Consider the following 19,411-nt stretch of genomic DNA (forward strand, 5'->3'; position numbering starts at 1 on the left):
ATGTACGAACGCATTCTGATCCCGACCGACGGAAGCGACGTCGCAGAGTCCGCGGTCGAGCACGCGCTCGATCTCGCTGAGAAATACGAGACCGAGGTCCACGCGCTGTACGTGGTCGACATCGATTCGGTCAACCTCAGTCTCGGCACCGAGCAGGTCGACCGGCTCAAGCAGGGTCGGTTCGGCGAGATGGAAGAGCTGAAACAGAAGGCCGACGAGGCGACCGGCACCGTCGCCACCCGCGGTGCGGACCGCGATATCGACGTCGTAGAACACATCTCCGGCGGCCGCCCGCACAAGGTGATCGCCGACTACGCCGACGACCACGAGATGGACCTCATCGTTATGGGGAGCCACGGGCGCGCCGGCGTCCGGCGCGCGCTCCTCGGGAGCGTCACCGAGCGCACGCTCCGCTCGACGCACGTGCCCGTCCTCGTCGTCGACTACCTCGACCAGGACTGAGCCGCCACCGCGTCGGGTCGTCCGGCGTCCCGTTATCACGGCGCCGTCTCGGTCCGTTTCCGGAACACCGACGTACCCCGACCGACACCCACGTTCATGACCGAGACCGACCCGATCGGCGACCCGGACGAGGAGGGCCTCGTCGACCGCCTCCGATCGCACGTGAGCGAGAACCGAGGCGGCATGTTCCAGGACCTGGTGTTCGCGATCGCGTGGGTGACGCTCGTGTCGCTTCTGTACGACTTCGCGTTCGCGAGCGCGCCGCAGTGGGTGCTGTACATGTTCATGCTCGCCGGGATTCCAGCGTACTTCGGCTTCTTCATCTCCCTGGAGCTGGCGAAGCAGCGGCGGTAGTCACGGATCTCGTTTCCTCGTTCAGTCGTCGAGCGTCTCGGCGGACGACTCCGGACTCTCTCCGCCGTCCTCGTCGTCGGCGTCCGCCTCGGGCGCGACCGCCGCGTCGTCCGACTCGCCGACGATCCTCGCCGTCCACGTCCCGCGCAGGAACCACGCCACGCCGACCGCGAAGGAGGCCACGGCGGCCGTCGCGTACGCCCACCACAGCCCCACGACGCCCCAGTCGAGGCCGACGTAGCCGACCTCGACTACAGGGATGTCGACGGGGCCCACCGCGGTCCCACCGAGCGTGACCCCGACGGCGCCGAACGCGAGCAGGGCGGCGAGCGGGATCCGGACGCCCCACCGAGAGAGCAGGGACAACACGAGCGCCGCCTTGGTGTGGCCCGCGCCGCGGAACGCGCCCTGTATCACCATGAGGCCGCCGAAGAAGGCCCACGACAGGGCGATGACGCGAAGGAAGACCACACCCTCGGCGACCGTCGCCGGGTCGTCGATGAAGACGCCGATCGCGACCGCCGGGAACAGCCAGACGGCGCCCCCGGCGACGCCCAGAAGCGCCATGGTCCCGAGGGTGGCGACGCGGGTGACGGCGACGGCGCGGTCGGGCGTCCCCGCGCCGAGGTTCTGTCCGACGCCGGTCGCGGTCGCCTGTCCGACCGCGCCCGCGACCGACCACGAGACGGACATCAGTCTGACGCCGATCCCGTAGGCCGCGGTCGCGGCCGGGCCGAACCGCGCGACCAGCGCCGCCATGAAGACGGCGGCGAACGACCGCGCCCAGCCGTCGAGCGTCGCCGGATACCCCACGCCGATCAGCTTGCGGAGTATCTCCGGGTTCGGCACGAGGTCGCGGACGTACAGCTTCACCCCCCAGTCGCCGCGCAGCAGGATTCCGATCCCCACCGCGGTCGCGAACAGGCGCGCGACGAGCGTCGCGATCGCGGCTCCGCGCGTGCCGAGCGCGGGCACCGGTCCCCAGCCGAGGATGAAGACGGGGTCGATGACGATGTTGATACCGGCGGAGATCCCGACCAGCCACATCGCCGTCGTCGTGTCGCCCGCGCCCTGCAGCGAGGCGCGGAACGCGAAGAAGAGGAACGTGAGCGGAAGGGTGAGGAGGATCACCTCGATGTACGCGAGCGCCTCGACGAACACCGCGTCGCGGGCGCCGATCCAGTACAGTAACCGGTGGCGCGCCGCGAAGCCGAGGACCGCGAGGGCGACGGAGACGGCGATGGCGAGCAGCACCGTCTGCCCCACGACCTCGTCGGCGCGTCGGTCGTTGCCGGCGCCGACGTGCTGGGAGACCAACGCGATCGTCGCGGCCGTGAGTCCCATCGCCGTCGACACGAACAGCCACGAGAGCGGGAACATGAGCGAGACGGCGGCGACGGCCTCGGTGCTCACCCGCCCGACCCAGAACATGTCCGCGAGGTTGTACAGGGTCTGGAGGAGGTTCCCGAGCACCAGCGGCCACGCGAGGTCGAACAGCTTCGGGGAGATCGCCCCCGTCGTCATGTCGACTCGGGCGTCGTCGTTTCCCACGGCGAGTTCTGACTGAGGGCACGCCCGCTCGCGACCTAACGTTTCGGGAACCGGTTCGCGGTGGGATCGCCCGTCGGCGAAACGCTCCGTTCACTGACTTTTCGCCCCGGAAAACCCGTATCAGCGACGAGAAGGGCAGAGAACGTCCGAATACGGGGATACCGGTGCGCACACAACACTTATCACCCAGTCGGGAGTTATCTCGAGTGCGATGGCGACAGGCAAGGTCGACTTCTTCAACGACACCGGCGGCTACGGATTCATCGAGACCGACGAGGCTGACGAGGACGTGTTCTTCCACATGGAAGACGTCGGCGGCCCGGACCTCGAGGAAGGCCAGGAGGTAGAGTTCGAGATCGAGGAGGCGGACAAGGGTCCGCGCGCGACGAACCTCACTCGGCTGTAGCTCGCTCGGCCGTATCCACGACCGGCGACGACGGACAGCTCTCGAAACGCGTTCCGCGTATATGACACCGCGAGCGACGGCGCCGGGATTTTGGTCGCCGAGCGCGGAGTCCCGGTATGGACGCCGCCGACCTCGACGCGGACACCGCCGACCTCGACGCGGACACCGACGACCTCGACGCGTTCGTCGCCGAGAACCTCGCCCGCTACGCCGAGACGCAGGGCGTCCTCCCCGAGCGGCTCGACGAGTTCGGCGAGCGGTACCGCTCGCAGGGGCACCTGACGCGCGAGGAGCTGTACGAGGTCGCCTACGAGTCGTCGACGCGGAGCGCCCACCACGTCCGGACGAACCCGGCGGAGCGCTGCCGGGAAGTGACTCGTAACGCGCGCCTCGTCGACGGCGACTTCTCGACGGTCCACCTGCTCACCGGACTCTCCGGGTTCAGGGCGCCGACCGCGTCGTGCGTGCTCGCCGCGCTCGACGGCGACCGGCACGCCGTCGTCGACACCCGCGTCTGGGCGTCACTGGATCGATTGGGGTACGTCGACGAGCGGAAGGAGTCGTTCGACGCCGCCGACTACGTCACCATGATCGAGCCGATCCGCGAGATCGCGGACGATACCGGCTACCGCGCGGTCGACGTCGGCTACGCGCTGTTCGCACACGACGATACCGTCCGAGAAGGGACGTTGCACTAGTTCTCTGGACACTGACGGTCACGCCCGGCCGGCGGAGTTCTGGCGAGGCTACAGCGGGAACTCGACGCCCGTCGCCTCCTCGGAGTACTCCCAGAGGCGGCGGGCGTCCTCGCGGTCGTAGGAGGCGTCGTTCGACCGTCCCACGGTCGGCGTCCCGCGCATGTTCATGAAGCCGCTCGGCTCGACGTAGGCACCGCCGTCGACGTCGGCGGTGGCGGCGTACAGCATGGGGAGCGCGCCCGTCGCGGCGTCCTGCCCGAGGACCGCGTTCGCGGCCTTCATCCCGACTCGTAGCAGGGGGTTGCCGCTCTCCTCTGCGGTGCGGTGCTGGAGGTTCGTGGCCGCGTAGCCCGGGTGGCAGGCGACGCTCCGGAGGTCGACTTCGTTGCTCGCGCGGTTCCTACCGCCCTCGCTGGCGTCGTCACCGTCGTCGATCCGACGCTGGAGCTCGTAAGCGAACAGCAGGTTCGCGAGTTTGCTCCGGCCGTACGCCTTCCACTTCCCGTACGACTCCTCCCAGTTGAGGTCGGAGAAGTCCATCTCGCCCTGCTCGTGGGCGCCCGACGACTGCGTGACGACGCGGGCCTCCCCGTCTATCCCCTCGGCGGCGTCGAGCAGCGGGAACAGTCGGCCAGCGAGCGCGAAGTGGCCGAGGTGGTTGACGCCGAACTGCGTCTCGAAGCCGTCTTCGGTCTCGCTCCGCGGGATCGCCATCACGCCGGCGTTGTTACAGAGGGCGTCCACCGCGTCGTAGTCGGCGGCGAGCCCCCCGGCGAACGACGCCACCGAGTCGAGCGACGCGAGATCGCACTCGCGCACGTCGAGTTCGCCGGCAACGTCGCCGGCGTCGGCGCGGATCTCGTCCGCTGCGCGCTCGCCGCGCTCGACGCTCCGACAGGCCATCACCACGGTGGCACCCTTCGCGGCGAACGCGCGCGTCCCCTCGTGGCCGAGCCCGCTGTTCGCGCCGGTGACGACTACCGTCTTTCCGTCCAACTTCGGCATGTCTTCGGCGGTCCATTCTACCATACGTCACGGAAGGAGCGTTACAGGGAGAAACCTGTCGGCGGGATCCGGCGTTTCCCGTTCGTGCGAGATATTCCCGATCAGGCCGACGAGACGGCGTCTGACGCGGGGATTCACTTTCACCTCGCTGCCGGTGCGTTTTTAGGTGCTTCGGCGGAAAGTACCCACACCGAATGACGTCCTTCCAGTCGACTATCGGCGACGAGGAGGGGATCGCGGAGGAGCTGGCCGAGGGCCAGCGCGAGATCTCCATCGCCGAGTTCTTCGAGAAGAACAAACACATGCTCGGGTTCGACTCGGGCGCCCGCGGGCTCGTCACCGCCGTCAAGGAGGCGGTCGACAACGCCCTCGACGCGACCGAGGAGGCCGGGGTCCTCCCCGATATCTATATCGAGATCGAGGAGGTGGGCGACTACTACCGGCTCGTCATCGAGGACAACGGGCCGGGCATCACGAAAGAACAGCTCCCGAAGGTGTTCGGAAAGCTCCTGTACGGGTCGCGGTTCCACGCCAGAGAGCAGTCACGTGGACAGCAAGGAATCGGGATTTCAGCGGCTGTGCTGTACTCTCAGTTGACTTCCGGCCAGCCCGCGAAGATCACCTCGCGCCCGAAGGGGCAGTCGCGGGCGCAGTACTTCGAGCTCATTATCGACACCGACACCAACGAGCCGGAGATCAAGGCGGACGATGAGACGACGTGGGACCGCCCCCACGGGACGCGGATCGAGCTGGAGATGGAGGCGAACATGCGCGCCCGCGGCCAGCTCCACGACTACGTGAAACACACCGCGGTCGTCAACCCCCACGCCCGGATCGAGCTCCGCGAACCCGGGCTCGACGAGCCGATGAAGTTCGAGCGGGCGACGGACGAGTTGCCGGCGGAGACGAAGGAGATCCGCCCGCACCCCCACGGGGTCGAGCTCGGCGCGCTGATCAAGATGCTGGAGGCGACCGAGTCGTACTCGGTCTCCGGATTCTTACAGGAGGAGTTCACGCGGGTCGGCAAGAAGACCGCCGACAGCGTCATCGGCAACTTCCGGGACGTGTACTACGGCCGCGAGCTCTCGTGGACGCCGCCGCGCGCCCACGACGACCGCGACGTCGCGGCCGCGGTGGGCGAGGCGGTCGCCAACAAGGGGAAGGCGGCGACGGCCGACTTCGCCGAGGGCGTCGCGGAGACGGTCGCGAACAACGACCGCCTCTCGCGGTCCGAGCTGGCGACGATCGTCGGGAACGTCGCGGAGACGGTCGAGGACGACACGGGCAAGACGTTCGGCGGGACCGTCCGCGAGAACGCGGTCGACGCGGCGTGGCGGGCGATCACCGGCGTCGACGCCGACGGTGACGCGACCGGAACCGCCGGAGATGTGACCGGAACCGTCGGGGACGCGGGCGGCGAGGAGGCGGGCGACGAGGAGGCGGGCGACGAGGGCGCGGAATCGCCGCTCGTCGCCGACGTATACGCCCTCGTCGACGAGGCGACCTCGACTCGGAAAGACGACGCCGCGGTGCAGGCGATGGCCGACGCCCTGACGCGTCGGTTCCTGAACCTCGATGGCGACGCGTTCCGAATCGCTCGCGACGACCTCGAACGGCTCGTCGCCGACGCGGCCAATTTCGTCGCCGAGCAGCACGACGCGACGTTCGGCGAGACCGCCCGCGAGAACGTCGTCGAGGCGTTCTGGTCGCGGGCGCGCACCGTACCCGACGACCCGCCGAAGGTGCGTGACGTCGCCGGCGACCGCGACACGTCTGCCGACCTGCTGGCCGCGATGCGGGCCACCGACATCCTCGCGCCGCCGACCGACTGTCTCGCGCCGATCACGGCCGAGTTGGTCGAGGCCGGCCTGCGCAAGGAGTACGACGCCGACTTCTACGCGGCGGCGACCCGCGACGCCGAGGTCCACGGCGGGGACCCGTTCATCGTCGAGGCCGGCATCGCCTACGGCGGGTCGATCCCGGCCGAGGGCTCCGTGGAGCTGCTCCGGTTCGCGAACCGCGTCCCGCTCGTCTACCAGCGGGGCGCCTGCGCGACGACCGACGTGATAAAGCAGATCGGCTGGCGGAACTACGGGCTCGACCAGCCCGGCGGGTCGGGGTTACCCAACGGCCCGGCCGTCATCTCGATCCACGTCGCGTCCACCAACGTCCCGTTCACGAGCGAGTCGAAGGACGCGCTCGCGAACGTCCCCGCGATCGAAGACGAGATCGAACTCGCCGTGCGGGAGGCCGCTCGGGAGCTGAAGTCGTTCCTCAACAAGCGCCGCTCGATGCAGCAGCGCCGCGAGAAGCAGGACGTGCTCGGCAAGATCCTCCCGGAGATGGCCGACAAGGTCTCCGAGGTCACGGGTCGCCCGCGCCCCGACATCGACGGCGCGCTGGCCCGGATCATGAACAACGTCAGCGTCGAGCGCGAGGTGTCGGACGGCACCGTGACGCTGGTCGTCGAGAACCACTCCGACGTGAACGAGCAGCTGGATATCACCGACATCGTCTCGACCGAGCCGACGGACCCCTCGGAGGGAACGGTCGTCGACATGGACGGCGAGTGGTTCGTCCAGTGGAAGCCCGAGGTCCCCTCGGGCGACGAGCGGGAACTGACGTACGCGGTCGACGGCGACGCCGAGTTCGAGGTCAGCGTCGGCGGCGTCGAGACGGAGAAACTCACGGTGAACGCATAATGACGACCGAAAGCGACGCACGAGACGAGCTGATCGACCTGGCCGCCGACTTCTACGACCAGTTCGCGGGCGGGAAGATCCCCGAGTTACAGCTTCCGACGCGGACGAAGAGCAACATCGAGTACGACACCGAAAGCGGCGTGTGGACGTACGGCGACCGCACGTCGACGCGCAGCGCCAACTCGGTGCGGGGCGCCCGCAAGCTGCTGAAGGCCGCGTACACGATCGAGTTCCTCGCGAACCAACTCGACGAGGGGCGCTCCTCGACGCTGCGGGAGCTGTACTACCTCTCGGAGTCGTGGGACAACGACGAGGCGCAGTTCAAGTCGCAGAACGAGTCCAACGACCTCGTGGAGGACCTGGAGATCGTCACGGGCGTCACCCGCGAGGACTTCCACATGCGCCCGGAGGAGTCGGGCGCGACCCTGATGGGACCGTTAGAGATCCGCGAGCAGACCCGCCGCGGCGAGCGCGAGATCCACTGTCAGGAGGACGTCGGCGAGGGGGGGTACCAGATCCCGAACAACCCGGACATGATCGAGTTCCTCGACGACGACATCGACTTCGCGCTCGCGGTGGAGACCGGCGGGATGCGCGACCGGCTCGTCGAGAACGGGTTCGACGAGGCGTACAACTGCCTCGTCATCCACTTAAAAGGTCAGCCGGCGCGGGCGACCCGCCGGATCACGAAGCGCGTCCACGACGAGCTCGACGTCCCCATCGCCGTCTTCGCCGACGGTGACCCGTGGTCCTACCGGATCTACGGCTCCGTGGCGTACGGCTCGATCAAGTCCGCGCACCTCTCGAAGTACCTCGCGACGCCGGAGGCGCAGTTCGTCGGGATCCAGCCCGAGGACATCGTCGAGTACGACCTCCCGGCCGACCCGCTCTCCGACTCGGACGTGAACGCCCTCGAATCCGAGCTGGACGACCCGCGCTTCCAGACCGACTACTGGGAGGAACAGATCGAGCTCCAGCTCGACATCGGGAAGAAGTCCGAACAGCAGTCGCTCGCGAGCCGCGGCCTCGACTTCGTCACCGACACCTACCTCCCCGAGCGGCTCGGAGAGATGGGCGTGATCTGAGCAGCGAGTGCAGCATGCCGTATAATCGGCTGCGGCGGCGTCTCCGCGAATCGGGGTCCCCGGCGGTGACGACGCTCCCAGACGGAAGTGTCGACCACTTCTGTACGGTGGTCGGAGACGCCGCCGGGTCGATTGAGACCCGTGACGCGTTCGGCCGCGAGATTCTGGGAGATCGGTCGTCGTTCTCGTTCGCCGTCGAGACGACTGAGCCCGGGGGACAGGCGGTCAATACAGCGAAACAGCTGCACGCACTCGGCGGATCGGTCACCTGTTACGGCTATCTCGACGCGCCGATATTCGAATCGCTGCCGTTCACCACGGTGTCGATGGGATCGCCTGCGCTCGTGTACGTGTTCAGCTTCAGCGATAGAGACGTAATGTTCGTCGAGACCGCCGAGGTCACGGAGTGGACCCTCGCGGAGTTACGCCGTTTCGGTGACCTCTCGGACGTGTTCACGGGCGACGCGGTCTGCTGTAGTAACTGGGGCTCCGTGAGGGGGCTCGAGAGCGCGTTTTACCAACTGAGCGACACACGCTTGTCACGGGTTCCGTTCGTTTTCGATCCGGGTGACATCGTCGGGGTCCGGCCCGACGAAATCGGCGCGTTACTCGACGCGATCGCCGCCCTCCAAGACACGTTTGACGTGGTGTATTCTGCCAACCGGCAGGAAGTGCGGACGACGGCTGCAGCCCTGTCTGGACCGTTCGACGACGACCTCGCGCGGCTCGCCGCGATCCGAGAGGAAACGGGTATCACGGCCGCGGCGATGCATGCGAGAGATGAGGCTGCCGTCGTCACGTGCGACGACCAACTGCGGGTCAGCAACTATCGCGTCGAGCGTCCAGTCCGGCACACCGGTGGCGGCGATCGGTTCACCGGCGGGCTCGGCCACGCGCTGGCGTGTGGTTGGGATTGGGATCTCGCGTTGGCGTGCGGAAACGCCTGTGCCGCCTACTACGTCGACTCCGGCAGAACCGGCGATGCGAACGACATTACTGCGTTTCTCAGGGAACGGCCCCCGGTCGAGTCTTGAGTGGCTGCCACCCTCTCCGACCCCTGAACGCATTACGTCCGCTTATCCGCTTTCGTACTCGATCGCGGCAATCTCGCGACGCTTTCCGTCCGGGTCGTCGCCGTCGTACTTATAACGGACATCGTCCGCCTCGTCGGTCGTCGCGTTGTGCGATCCGTCACAGAAGGGCTTCGATCCCGAGAGGCCGCACTGACAGACGTATATCATATCGTCGTCACCCATATCCGATTCGTCGAGTCGTGCCGGTCCCCGCTCTTCGTGAGTTACCTCGCGTGCCATGTTCGGACATCCGCGTCGGTCGGTATACGGTTTGTGGCGACCTCGGTCGCCGCAACCGCCTTGAGCATGGGTCCCGTATCCGTTGTATGAGCGAAACCGACGAGCGAAAGGGAATCGATCCCGAGGAACTGACCGACGAGGAGTGGCGCGAGCGACTCTCCGAGGAGGAGTACCGCGTGCTTCGCGAGAGCGGCACGGAGGCGAAGTTCTCCGGCGAGTACGTCGACCACCACCCAGACCACGGGGAGTACCGCTGTCGGGCCTGCGGGGCGGTGCTGTTCGACGCCGAGACGAAGTACGAGTCCGGCTGCGGCTGGCCCGCGTTCTACGCCGCCGAGGAGGAGTCGGTGACGACGACGGTTGACACCAGTCACGGGATGCGCCGCACCGAGGTTCGGTGTGCGAACTGCGACTCGCACCTCGGGCACGTGTTCGACGACGGCCCCGAGCCAACCGGCGAACGGTTCTGCATCAACTCGGTCGCGATGGAGTACGACGAGGAGTAGGTCGCTCCCGACGGCCGGGGGACTCGTCGCGCGAGACGGACGGAGAGGAATTACAGGGCGTCAGTCCTCGTATATCGGAAGCGTGAGGACGAACACGGTGCCTTTCGGCTCGTTGTCCTCGATCCGCACGTCGCCGCCGTACAGGTCGACGAGCGACTGTACCAGATAGAGCCCGATCCCCGCACCCGGACTGTCGAGCCCTTTCTCGCCTTTCCCGAACACCTCCTCGCGGTGGTCTTCGGGGATTCCCGGCCCGTTGTCGGCGATCCGCACCTCGACGATGCCGTCGCGCTCGACGGCGGATACGTCGACCTCCGCCGGCGTCTCGTCGTTGTGCTGGATCGCGTTCCGGAGGACGTTCCGGAACACCGAGCCGAGCAGATCGTCGCCGACGACTCTGCGCTCCGGGAACGACCCATCGACCGTCACGACCGCTCCCGGATAGGCCGACCTGACCTCCTCGACCTGCTGGGCGAGCACCCGATCGAGCGGGACGCTCGTCGGATCGGCCTCGTCGCGAAGCATCACCTGCGCGAGGTCGCGCGCGGAGGTCGTCAGTCCGACGGCGTTGTGCGCGCTCTCTTTGATCACCGAGAGGTACTCCTCGCCCTCCTCGTCGACGTGACCGTCGAGCAGCTCCGCGTATGCCTCCACGAGCTGGAGATCGTTGCGGATGTCGTGGCGCATAACCTGATTTAACAGTCGGAGGTCGTCGCGCTGGCGCTTGAGACGCTCCTCGGCGTTCGCCTCGCGATCGGAATCGGTCTCGGTGCCGTCGCCACAGGCGTCGTCCATCGATGGTTGGTTGGTCTTCATGCCGTTTTTATATATCGACTGCGGGGATGCCGGCGTTGGGAGCGTCCGCGCTCAGATCCCGTCGTCGAGCAGTTCGCGGGCGATGATGTTCTTCTGGATCTCCGTGGTCCCCTCGTATATCTGAGTGATCTTCGCGTCGCGGTAGAGCCGCTCGACGTCGTGGTCGTTGACGAAGCCGGCGCCGCCGTGGACCTGGACCGCCTCGTCGGCGACGTCGACGGCGACCCGCGAGGCGAACTCCTTGGCCATCGACGCGAGGGCCGTGAGGTCCCCCGACTCGTTGTCGACGGCCCACGCGGAGCGATAGGTGAGCCACCGGGCTGCCTCCGTGTTCGTGTGCATCTCCGCGAGTTTGTGTTTAATTGCTTGGAAGTCGGCGATCGGGCGGTCGAACTGCTCGCGCTCCTCGGCGTACTCGAGCGCACGCTCGGCTGCGCCTCGGGCGATCCCGACGCCCTGCGCCGCGACTGCGGTGCGCGTCTCGTCGAAAAACTGCATGAGTTGAAGAAAGCCCATCCCGCGCTGGCCGATCAGGTTCTCCTCCGGGACGCGGACATCGTCAAAGCGGAGCTCCGCGGTGTCGCTCGCGCGGATCCCGAGCTTGCCAGTGATCTTGTCACGGGTGAGCCCGTCGCGGTCGCCCTCGACGAGGATCTGCGAGTAGCCGGAGTAGCGGTCGTCGATCTCCGGGTCGGTCTCGCAGACGACGACGAAGTAGTCCGCGACGGTGCCGTTCGTGATCCACATCTTCGAGCCGTTGATCACCCACTCGTCGCCGTCCTTCTCGGCCCGGGTCGCGACCGAGGTCACGTCCGAGCCCGCCTGCGGCTCCGAGATGGCCGAGCCCATCACCGCGTCGCCGGCGGTCACCTCGGGGAGGACGCGCTCCTTCTGTGCTTCCGTGCCGAACTCCATCAGCGCCTCGGCGCCGAAGCCGGCACTGGAGACGCTGAGGCCGATCCCGGGGTCGGCCGCGAACAGCTCCTCCGTGAGGATCGCGTTCTCTAGCGAGGAGTAGCCGACGCCGCCGTACTCCACCGGGACGTGCGGCGCGAGCAGTCCCATGTCGGCCGCCTTCTCCATCACCTCGTAGGGGTACTCCTCCTCCACGTCGTATTCGGTCGCCACCGGCCGGATCTCCTCGTCGGCGAACTTCCGTACCTCCTCGCGTAGCTGCTTCTGTTCGTCCGTTAGCTGGAACTCCATACCTCGAGTATCAGCGTAAACCGTGATAATCGTTGGCGAACGCCGAACAATTCGAAAAGAGTTGTCCGTTTATATGCCGGTCCCCCCACTCCGATCAGCGAACGCGACCGTCGAGAGTCGCCTCAGCGGTTCTCGACGAACGTCGCGATCCGATCGGTCGCCTCCTTCAGCTCGCGCATCGAGGTCGCGTACGAGACGCGGAGGTGCCCCTCCCCGCCCGCGCCGAAGACGGAGCCGGGGACGACCGCGACGCCCTGGGCCTCCAGCAGCTCCTCGGCGAAGGCCTCGTCGTCGCCGCCGCAGTCGGGGAACGCGTAGAACGCGCCGCCGGGCTCGAACGTGTCGAGCCCCATCTCGTTGAACCGAGAGACGACGAGCCGGCGGCGGCGGTTGTACTCGTCGATCATCTCCTGAACCTCGTCGTCGCAGCGGTCCAGCGCCTCGATGGCCGCGTACTGGGGCGTCGTGGGCGCCGACAGCATCGTGTACTGATGGATCCGGTTCATCGCGTCGATCGCTTCGCTCGGTCCGAGGGCGTACCCCAACCGGAGCCCGGTCATGGCGTACGCCTTCGAGAAGCCGTTGACGACGACGGTCCGCTCGCGCATCCCCGGCCGCGTGGCGATGGAGGCGTGGTCGGCCCCGTAAGTAAGCGCGGCGTAGATCTCGTCGGCGATCACCCGGAGGTCCTCGTCGCGACAGAACGCCGCGACCTCGGCGTACTCCTCCTCGGTCATCGTCGCTCCCGTCGGGTTGTTCGGGTAACAGCAGACGAGGAGGTCCGCGTCGGCGGCGCCGGACGCCTCCAGCGCCTCCCGCGTGAGCGCGAAGTCGTCCTCGGCCCGCGTGGGGACCGTCAGCTGCTCGCCGCCGGCCAGTTCGATCCCCGGTCCGTAGGAGATGTACGTCGGCTCGTGGACCGCGACCGTGTCGCCGGGGTCGACGAGCGCGCGGAACGCCAGATCGACCGCCTCGCTCGCGCCGGTGGTGACGAGCACCTCGTCGGTCGGGTCGTACGACTGGTCGTAGCGCTCGTGGTGGGCGGCGATCCGCTCGCGGAGCGCGGCCATCCCGCGGTTTGACGTGTAGGAGGTCTTCCCGCGTTCGAGCGAGTCGATCGCGGCGGTGCGGGCCGCCCACGGCGCCGAGAAGTCGGGCTCGCCGACGCCCAGCGAGATCACGTCGTCGCGCGCCTCCGCGAGCTCGAAGAACTTCCGGATCCCCGACTCCGGGAGGTCGCTGGCGCGGTCCGAGAGCCTCATGGCGACACGGAGAGGCGGTCGTCGTCGTCGCCGTCCTCGAACCGGATCCCGCCGTCCTTGTAGGTCTCCATGATGTAGTGGGTCACCGTCTGGGTGACCTCCGGCATGGGCGCGACCTGTTCGGAGATGAACCGCGAGACGTCCTGCATCGTCTCGCCGAGGACCTCGACGGCGAAGTCGTAGTCCCCGGAGACGAGGTGGAGGGCGTCGACCGCGGGGAACTTCGCGATCCGGTCGGCGACCTGCTCGTAGCCGGTCTCGCGGTCGAGTTCGACGTTGATCTCGACGACCGCACGGATCTTCCCCTCGTCGACGCGGTCCCAGTCGACGACCGCCTGGTAGCCGTGGACCACGTTGTCCGCCTCCAGCGCGTCGATCGCGTCCGCTACCGCGTCCGCGTCGAGGCCCGTCTGGGCCGCGATGTCGTCGATGTCCTCGCGGGCGTTCCGCGCCAACACGTCGAGTACCTCGCGCTCGGCGTCCATACTTACCGATCGCACGGGGGCGGTTTATTAGTAGCGACGTGCGCAAGACGGGCGAGCGCTCCGGACGGCGGACCGCGGCCGTCCGGCGACGCTCCTTCCGCCATCCCCACGGCTTTCAGCGTGGCGCGCGATCGCTCGACCATGGCTTCAGACACCACGGCTCGGAGCGACACGTTCGACGTCGGCGGCGAGCTGACCGTCAACCGCCTCGGCCTCGGCGCGATGCGGATCACCGGCGACGACATCGTCGGTCGGCCCGACGACGAGGACGACGCGAAGGCAGTCCTCGAACGGGCCGTCGAGCTCGGCGTCGATTTCGTCGATACCGCCGACTCCTACGGACCGGGCGTCTCGGAGCGCCTGATCGGTGAGGCGCTCGGCGACCGCGACGACGTGGTCGTCGCCTCGAAGGCCGGCCTGCTCCGCAACCGCGACGGCGACTGGCTCCCCCACGGCGATCCGGACTTCCTCAAGAATCAGGTGCTGTGTAGCCTCGACCGGCTCGATACCGACACGATCGACCTCTACCAGTATCACCGGCCCGATCCGGACAGCGATTTCGAGGCGTCGGTCCACGCGTTCGCGGAGATGAAAGACGCCGGGCAGATCGCTCACGTCGGGCTCTCGAACGTCACCGTCGAGCAGTTGGAGACCGCGACCGATATCGTCGATATCGCCACCGTCCAGAACCGGTACAACGTCGGGCACCGCGACGACGAGGACGTCCTCCGCGCCTGCGAGCGCACCGAGGTGGGGTTCATCCCGTGGGGGCCGATGTACACGGTGGACGAGGCGGGCGTCGCGGGCGCGCTCGCTGCGGTCGCCGACCGGAACGACGCGACGGCGCGGCAGGTCGCGCTCGCGTGGCTCCTCGACCACTCCGACGTGACGCTCCCGATCCCGGGCACGTCCAGCGTCGAGCACCTCGAATCGAACGTCGCGGCCGCGGAGCTGTCGCTGACGGACGAGGACGCGGCCGCGCTGAACGAGATCGACCCGCAGCCGTAGCGGCGACTCAGCTTAAAAGGGGTAGTCGGACGACCTACTCGTCGAACGGGTTGGTCAGCTCGACCGTCTCCTCCCGGTCGGGGCCGACGCCGACCGCGTAGACGGGCGTGTCGATCTCGTCGGCGACGAACTTCAGGTACTCGCGGGCGGCCTCGGGGAGGGCGTCGTAGCCGCCCTCGGCGACCGCGGCCGAGTCGAACTCCTCCCAGGTGTCCAGCTCCGCGAACACCGGGTCACAGCGCTCCCAGCGGTCGGTCGTGGTGGGGACGGTGTCGATCACTTCACCATCGAGCTCGTAGCGGGTACACACCTTCAGCTCGTCGAGCCCGGCGAGCACGTCGACGTGGTTGACCGCGACGCCCGTGAAGCCGGAGACGCGCGCGGCGTGGCGGAGCATCGGGAGGTCGAGCCACCCGATCCGGCGCGGGCGACCCGTGACGGTTCCGAACTCGCCGCCCTTCTCGCGGATCTCGTCGGCGAGCGCCTCCTCGTCGGTGTCGCCGTCGAGCTCGGTCGGCATCGGTCCTTCGCCGACCCGCGAGAGGTACGCCTTCACGATGCCGACGACCTCGCCGTCGCCGACCGTCGTGATGCCGACCCCGGAGCCGACGGCCGCGGCGCCCGCGGTCGGGTTCGAGGACGTGACGAACGGGTAGTTCCCGTGATCGACGTCGATGTGCGTCCCCTGCGCGCCCTCGAAGAGGATCTGATCGCCGGCCTCGCGGCGGCGGTAGAGGTAGTCGCTGCAGTTGACGGTCATTCCCTCGTCGGCGAGGCGCTCGCCGATCGCGGTGAACTCCTCGTGGAGCGCGTCGACGTCGAACGCCTCGGCGCGCTCCTCTTCGGCGTCGATCTCGAGCCCGTACACGTCCTCGACGAGCGCGCGCTTCTGCGGGACGGCGTACTCCAGCTTCTCTCGGAGCACGTCGGGGTCGAGCAGGTCGGCGACCCGGACCCCCCGTCGCCCCGCCTTGTCCTCGTACGTCGGGCCGATTCCGCGGCCGGTCGTGCCGACCTCGTCGCCGGCGTCGTCGTCCGCTTTGACCTCCTCTTCGATCCCGTCCAGCACGCGGTGGTACGGCATGATGACGTGCGCTCGGCGGGCGACCCGCACGTCGGGGTCGAGCCCGCGCTCGCGCAGGTCATCGATCTCGGTGAACAGCGTGCGCGGGTTGACGACGCAGCCGTTGCCGAGAATGCCGACCGTGCCCCGGACGGCGCCGCTCGGGACCAGCGACAGCTTGTACTCTGCGCCTCCCTCGACGACGGTGTGGCCGGCGTTGTCGCCGCCCTGATAACGGACTACGACGTCCGCGTCCCCTCCCCACCGGTCGACGAGCGCGCCCTTGCCCTCGTCACCCAGCTGGGAGCCGACGATGGTGAGTGTCATACGGCCCGCAACTTCCGGCCGGGGGGTAAAACCGATTACGGTCCGCGGACGCGAATACCCCACGGACGTGTATCACATCGAGGTGCGTTCGCGTGAGATGTCCCCGTTCGTGCTGTCGATCGCCCGCTCTCCCCGCTCGCTGTGATCGACCCCGACCGATCGCTCCGGCCGACTCGCGAACCGCGCTGACTCGAGCCGATCGAACACGTTAACTACTGTCACGTCGAATCGTGGGATCGAGCGACCCCGACCCGGCCGCCGACAGCAACTTTTAAACCGGGGCACGACGAGTTAACATGTGCCATGATAGATCGACTAGAGAAGGAGGTAGACATGCTGGAACGACACCTCCAGGTTCTGCGGATGGTCATCGAAAACGAACCGATCGGCATCGTAAAGATGTCGAACGAGACCGGCTACCCCCACCACAAGGTCCGCTACTCGCTGCGCGTGCTCGAGGAGGAGAACCTCATCGAGCCGTCCAGCCAGGGAGCCATCACGACCGAGCGCACCCACGAGTTCGTCGACGAACTCGACGAGAAGCTCGACGAGACGGTCGAGAAGCTCGGGTCCATGCGGATCGACGACGCCGCCGAACTCGAGAACTGAACGTTCGCGTTCGCACGTACCGCCGGCCGAGAGTCCGTGTTTTGACTGTGGTCCGTTCGCGTCGGTAGCCCGTCGCCTCAGCGGAGAATCCGTTCGGAGCCGGGCCCCCGCTCTCCGTCTCGGATGGAACAGCGCTACAGGTCGGGGACCGTCATGTGGAAGCCGCCGTCGCGGGCCTCGACCAGACAGAGGTGGTACCCCCGTTTGCGCGAGAGCTTCACGAAGCTCGCGCGCTTCGACCGACTGAACAGCCCGCCGCCGACGGCGTCGCTCGCGGTCTCCAACGCGCCCGGCTCGAAGAAGCTCTCCGTCACCGCGAACGCCCCCGCGAACGAGTCGTTGGACTCGGCGATGTCGCGGCCGTTGCCCACGAGCGACTCCAACGTTCCCTTGGCGGTCGGGTCCCGGCTGTCGTTGAGGTCGGCGACGAACAGGGGGTTCCCCATCCGGTCGCGCAAGACGAGATCGAACGCGCGCTGCTCGCGCGTCTCCTCGCCGTTTTCGCGGATCGCGATCGACACCGAGCCGCCGATCTCGGCGCGGTCGATCTCGGGGAGCGCGTCGTAGAGGTCGCGGAGGACGCTCTGGTTGCCGGTCCCGCTCACCTCGAACGGGAGGTCCTCGACGAGCCACCGAGTGAAGCCGTATTCGATCGTGTTCCGCAGGAACTCCTCGTACGGTTTCCCGTCGACCGAGAGCCCGTCCGTCTCGAAGCTCGTGTGGTGCTCGATCCGCAGGTTCTCGCGGAGCATGTCGCGGTCCACCGCCCCGCCGTGAGCGTCCTCCAGCGTCGCGCCGCCCTTGGAGTCGTACCTGACGAAGAGATTCGTCCCGCTCCGTGCCTCCGCGGGCGAGAGCGATCGGTCGCTCTCGGGGAGCTGGTCGCGGGCCGCGGCGAGTTCGTCGCGGAGCTGGTCCCGCTCCTCCCGGAGAGTCGAGACCTCGGACTCCAAGCGATCGACTTCGGCGACCAGTTCGTCGCGTTCCGCGGCGACGTCGTCTCGCTCCGCAGCGACCTCGTCTAACTCCGCCGCCAGCGACTCGCGCTCCCGCTCGGACTCCTCCAGCGCGCCCTCCAGTTGCCGAAGGCGCTCTCCCCGGGACCCCTCGCCGCGCGACTGGTCGGGCCCCCGAGAACGCTGCGACACGGCCGACCGGTTCGATTCGGTCCGGCCGGTGGAACGCGGCTCCGGCGACGGCTCCTCCGCGGACCGCCCGGCCCGATCGGCGTCGTCGCGACGTGCGGCCTCGTTCGACCCGTGCGACTGCCGGGACCCGCGCGCGGCGGTCGTCCCGTTGCGGTCGGGGGCGCTCGACGGATCGCTCGCCTCCGACGGGTCGAGCGCCGGGATCGACTTCTGCTCGCGCCACTGCTCCTCTTCCGAGAACACGTCGTCGTTCGGGTGCGGCTCGTCCCCCGCGTCTCCGGATCCGTCTCGGTCGGCGGCGTCGGCGACCCCGACCTCGTCGCTCCGGTCGGCGGTGGCGTCGGCCGATCGCGCACTGGTGGCGTTCCCCGCGCTTTCGGAGTCGTTCGCGCGCGGCGTCTCATCCGCGGTCCGGGGTCCGCCGCTCTCGTCATCCGCGGTCCGGGGTCCGCCGCTCTCGTCGTGATCATCCGCCGCACCGACCTCGACGGGCGACTGCCGCGCGTCGGTGTCGGACTCGTCCTCGCTCCGGCCGTCGGAATCTTTGCGGGTTCCGTCGGCCGCCTCGGCTCCGCCGACCCCCGAGGCTCGGCCCCCTTCGGCGACGCCGTTCGAATCGTCGGGGGTCGGCTCGTCGGACGCGGCGATGTCGTCGGGCTCCGACCGGTCGCCGGCACCCGTCTCGTCGGACGCGGACCGGTCGTCGGACTCCGCGTCGTCGGTTCCCCCGTCGTCCGACGCGGTCTCCGTCGACGCGGTGCTCGCCGACGCCCCGGTCCCGGCGTCGTCTCCGGAGGGGATCTCGCGGACGTTCAGATCGACCTCGTAGACGGTGTAGATGCCGACCTCGTCGTCGGCCAGCGAGAATGCCTTCTCGCCGGTCTCCAGCCGTCGAGAGTTGCCGACGTACGCAGCGGCCATCGATTCGCCCGCCGTGTACGTGACGTAGTAGTCGCCCGAGAGCACGTTCTCCGAGAGTTCGACGTAGCCGGTGAACCCCCCCTGCGAGAGCTTGCGGTCCGCCTCCGAGAGCGGGGTGTCGTTCGTGTAGTACTGCGCCCGCGGCTCGCCGCCTCGCTCCTGCATGGCGAACAGGACTGGGAGGACCGCTTCGGGGGCCTCGTACAGCGTGCCGGAGGCTTCCGCGAACGCCTCTAGGTCGCCGTCTACCGCCCCGACGACGCGGCCCTCGAACACGAACAGCCACGCCGTGCCGTCGGTTACCGCGCCGGAGAACCCGCGGTCGACGAGCCGCCCGAGCTCGGCGAACCCGCCAGAGAACTCGCGGGCGTCCCACCCGGTGATCTCCGATCGTCGCTCTGCGTCCATCTTGGTTTATGTCGCCTACAACGGCCCAAATACCTTCCGGACCGTCTGACGCCGATCGGACGGAGTTCGGTCGGGG

19 protein-coding genes are annotated in these 19,411 nt (G+C 68.1%); 10 read left to right on the forward strand and 9 right to left on the reverse strand.

Annotation, left to right across the window (positions count from 1 at the left end; translation table 11 throughout):
• Entirely contained in the window at window positions 1-462 is a 462-nt protein-coding gene (locus tag OQF71_RS02395; RefSeq protein WP_280585565.1) for a universal stress protein, read from the forward strand.
• Window positions 463-558: 96 nt separating this feature from the next.
• On the forward strand, window positions 559-816 hold the full coding sequence (locus OQF71_RS02400; protein WP_280585566.1) for a hypothetical protein: 258 nt from the start codon (window positions 559-561) through the stop codon (window positions 814-816).
• Between the two features lie 21 nt (window positions 817-837).
• On the opposite strand, the gene OQF71_RS02405 is transcribed toward OQF71_RS02400, so the two are convergent.
• The gene (locus OQF71_RS02405; protein ID WP_280585567.1) at window positions 838-2,340 is read right to left on the reverse strand and encodes an MATE family efflux transporter; all 1,503 of its coding nucleotides are present in this window, start codon (window positions 2,338-2,340) and stop codon (window positions 838-840) included.
• A 238-nt stretch (window positions 2,341-2,578) separates the two neighbouring features.
• Here OQF71_RS02405 and OQF71_RS02410 point away from each other — a divergent pair, with 238 nt between their 5' ends.
• Both OQF71_RS02410 and OQF71_RS02415 read left to right on the forward strand, forming a co-directional pair.
• Window positions 2,579-2,773 (forward strand): cold-shock protein, encoded by a 195-nt coding sequence (locus OQF71_RS02410; RefSeq protein WP_092565973.1) that lies wholly within the window; start codon window positions 2,579-2,581, stop codon window positions 2,771-2,773.
• Window positions 2,774-2,889: 116 nt separating this feature from the next.
• On the forward strand, window positions 2,890-3,471 hold the full coding sequence (locus OQF71_RS02415) for a hypothetical protein (RefSeq protein WP_280585568.1): 582 nt from the start codon (window positions 2,890-2,892) through the stop codon (window positions 3,469-3,471).
• Between the two features lie 48 nt (window positions 3,472-3,519).
• Here OQF71_RS02415 and OQF71_RS02420 read toward each other — a convergent pair whose 3' ends face one another.
• Window positions 3,520-4,500, reverse strand: a complete 981-nt coding sequence (locus tag OQF71_RS02420; protein ID WP_280585570.1) for an oxidoreductase — start codon at window positions 4,498-4,500, stop codon at window positions 3,520-3,522.
• A 170-nt stretch (window positions 4,501-4,670) separates the two neighbouring features.
• Between OQF71_RS02420 and OQF71_RS02425 the strand changes: the two genes are divergently transcribed.
• The 3 genes from OQF71_RS02425 to OQF71_RS02435 all read left to right on the forward strand — a co-directional run bounded on the left by OQF71_RS02425 (window position 4,671) and on the right by OQF71_RS02435 (window position 9,297).
• The gene (locus OQF71_RS02425) at window positions 4,671-7,178 is read left to right on the forward strand and encodes a DNA topoisomerase VI subunit B (RefSeq protein WP_280585571.1); all 2,508 of its coding nucleotides are present in this window, start codon (window positions 4,671-4,673) and stop codon (window positions 7,176-7,178) included.
• Window positions 7,178-8,263 (forward strand): DNA topoisomerase IV subunit A, encoded by a 1,086-nt coding sequence (locus tag OQF71_RS02430; RefSeq protein WP_280585573.1) that lies wholly within the window; start codon window positions 7,178-7,180, stop codon window positions 8,261-8,263. The genes OQF71_RS02425 and OQF71_RS02430 overlap by 1 nt, the downstream gene beginning before the upstream one ends.
• Before the next feature lie 377 nt (window positions 8,264-8,640).
• The gene (locus OQF71_RS02435) at window positions 8,641-9,297 is read left to right on the forward strand and encodes a PfkB family carbohydrate kinase (RefSeq protein WP_280585574.1); all 657 of its coding nucleotides are present in this window, start codon (window positions 8,641-8,643) and stop codon (window positions 9,295-9,297) included.
• Window positions 9,298-9,339: 42 nt separating this feature from the next.
• Here OQF71_RS02435 and OQF71_RS02440 read toward each other — a convergent pair whose 3' ends face one another.
• Entirely contained in the window at window positions 9,340-9,576 is a 237-nt protein-coding gene (locus OQF71_RS02440; RefSeq protein WP_280585575.1) for a CDGSH iron-sulfur domain-containing protein, read from the reverse strand.
• Window positions 9,577-9,662: 86 nt separating this feature from the next.
• Here OQF71_RS02440 and msrB point away from each other — a divergent pair, with 86 nt between their 5' ends.
• A complete protein-coding gene (gene msrB / locus OQF71_RS02445) occupies window positions 9,663-10,082 on the forward strand; it encodes a peptide-methionine (R)-S-oxide reductase MsrB (protein ID WP_280585576.1) in 420 nt (139 codons plus the stop codon).
• A 60-nt stretch (window positions 10,083-10,142) separates the two neighbouring features.
• On the opposite strand, the gene OQF71_RS02450 is transcribed toward msrB, so the two are convergent.
• From OQF71_RS02450 to OQF71_RS02465, 4 genes are all read right to left on the reverse strand, one after another.
• On the reverse strand, window positions 10,143-10,877 hold the full coding sequence (locus OQF71_RS02450) for a HAMP domain-containing sensor histidine kinase (protein ID WP_280585578.1): 735 nt from the start codon (window positions 10,875-10,877) through the stop codon (window positions 10,143-10,145).
• A gap of 72 nt (window positions 10,878-10,949) precedes the next feature.
• Complete coding sequence (locus OQF71_RS02455; protein WP_280585580.1) at window positions 10,950-12,104, reverse strand: acyl-CoA dehydrogenase family protein; 1,155 nt, start codon at window positions 12,102-12,104, stop codon at window positions 10,950-10,952.
• 122 nt (window positions 12,105-12,226) lie between these two features.
• Complete coding sequence (locus tag OQF71_RS02460; RefSeq protein WP_280585581.1) at window positions 12,227-13,366, reverse strand: aminotransferase class I/II-fold pyridoxal phosphate-dependent enzyme; 1,140 nt, start codon at window positions 13,364-13,366, stop codon at window positions 12,227-12,229.
• Complete coding sequence (locus OQF71_RS02465) at window positions 13,363-13,851, reverse strand: Lrp/AsnC family transcriptional regulator (protein ID WP_280585582.1); 489 nt, start codon at window positions 13,849-13,851, stop codon at window positions 13,363-13,365. Before OQF71_RS02465 ends, OQF71_RS02460 begins: the two co-directional genes overlap by 4 nt.
• A gap of 141 nt (window positions 13,852-13,992) precedes the next feature.
• On the opposite strand from OQF71_RS02465, the gene OQF71_RS02470 reads away from it, so the two are divergent.
• A complete protein-coding gene (locus OQF71_RS02470; protein WP_280585583.1) occupies window positions 13,993-14,859 on the forward strand; it encodes an aldo/keto reductase in 867 nt (288 codons plus the stop codon).
• Window positions 14,860-14,893: 34 nt separating this feature from the next.
• Here OQF71_RS02470 and OQF71_RS02475 read toward each other — a convergent pair whose 3' ends face one another.
• Window positions 14,894-16,249: an adenylosuccinate synthase gene (locus tag OQF71_RS02475; RefSeq protein WP_280585584.1), complete on the reverse strand. Its 1,356-nt coding sequence runs from the start codon at window positions 16,247-16,249 to the stop codon at window positions 14,894-14,896.
• Between the two features lie 303 nt (window positions 16,250-16,552).
• Between OQF71_RS02475 and OQF71_RS02480 the strand changes: the two genes are divergently transcribed.
• Entirely contained in the window at window positions 16,553-16,858 is a 306-nt protein-coding gene (locus OQF71_RS02480) for a hypothetical protein (protein WP_004595838.1), read from the forward strand.
• 134 nt (window positions 16,859-16,992) lie between these two features.
• On the opposite strand, the gene OQF71_RS02485 is transcribed toward OQF71_RS02480, so the two are convergent.
• A complete protein-coding gene (locus OQF71_RS02485; RefSeq protein WP_280585593.1) occupies window positions 16,993-19,335 on the reverse strand; it encodes a hypothetical protein in 2,343 nt (780 codons plus the stop codon).
• Between the last annotated feature and the right edge of the window lie 76 nt (window positions 19,336-19,411).

This window comes from Halorubrum sp. Boch-26, from assembly GCF_029889805.1.
Classification (GTDB): Archaea; Halobacteriota; Halobacteria; order Halobacteriales; family Haloferacaceae; genus Halorubrum.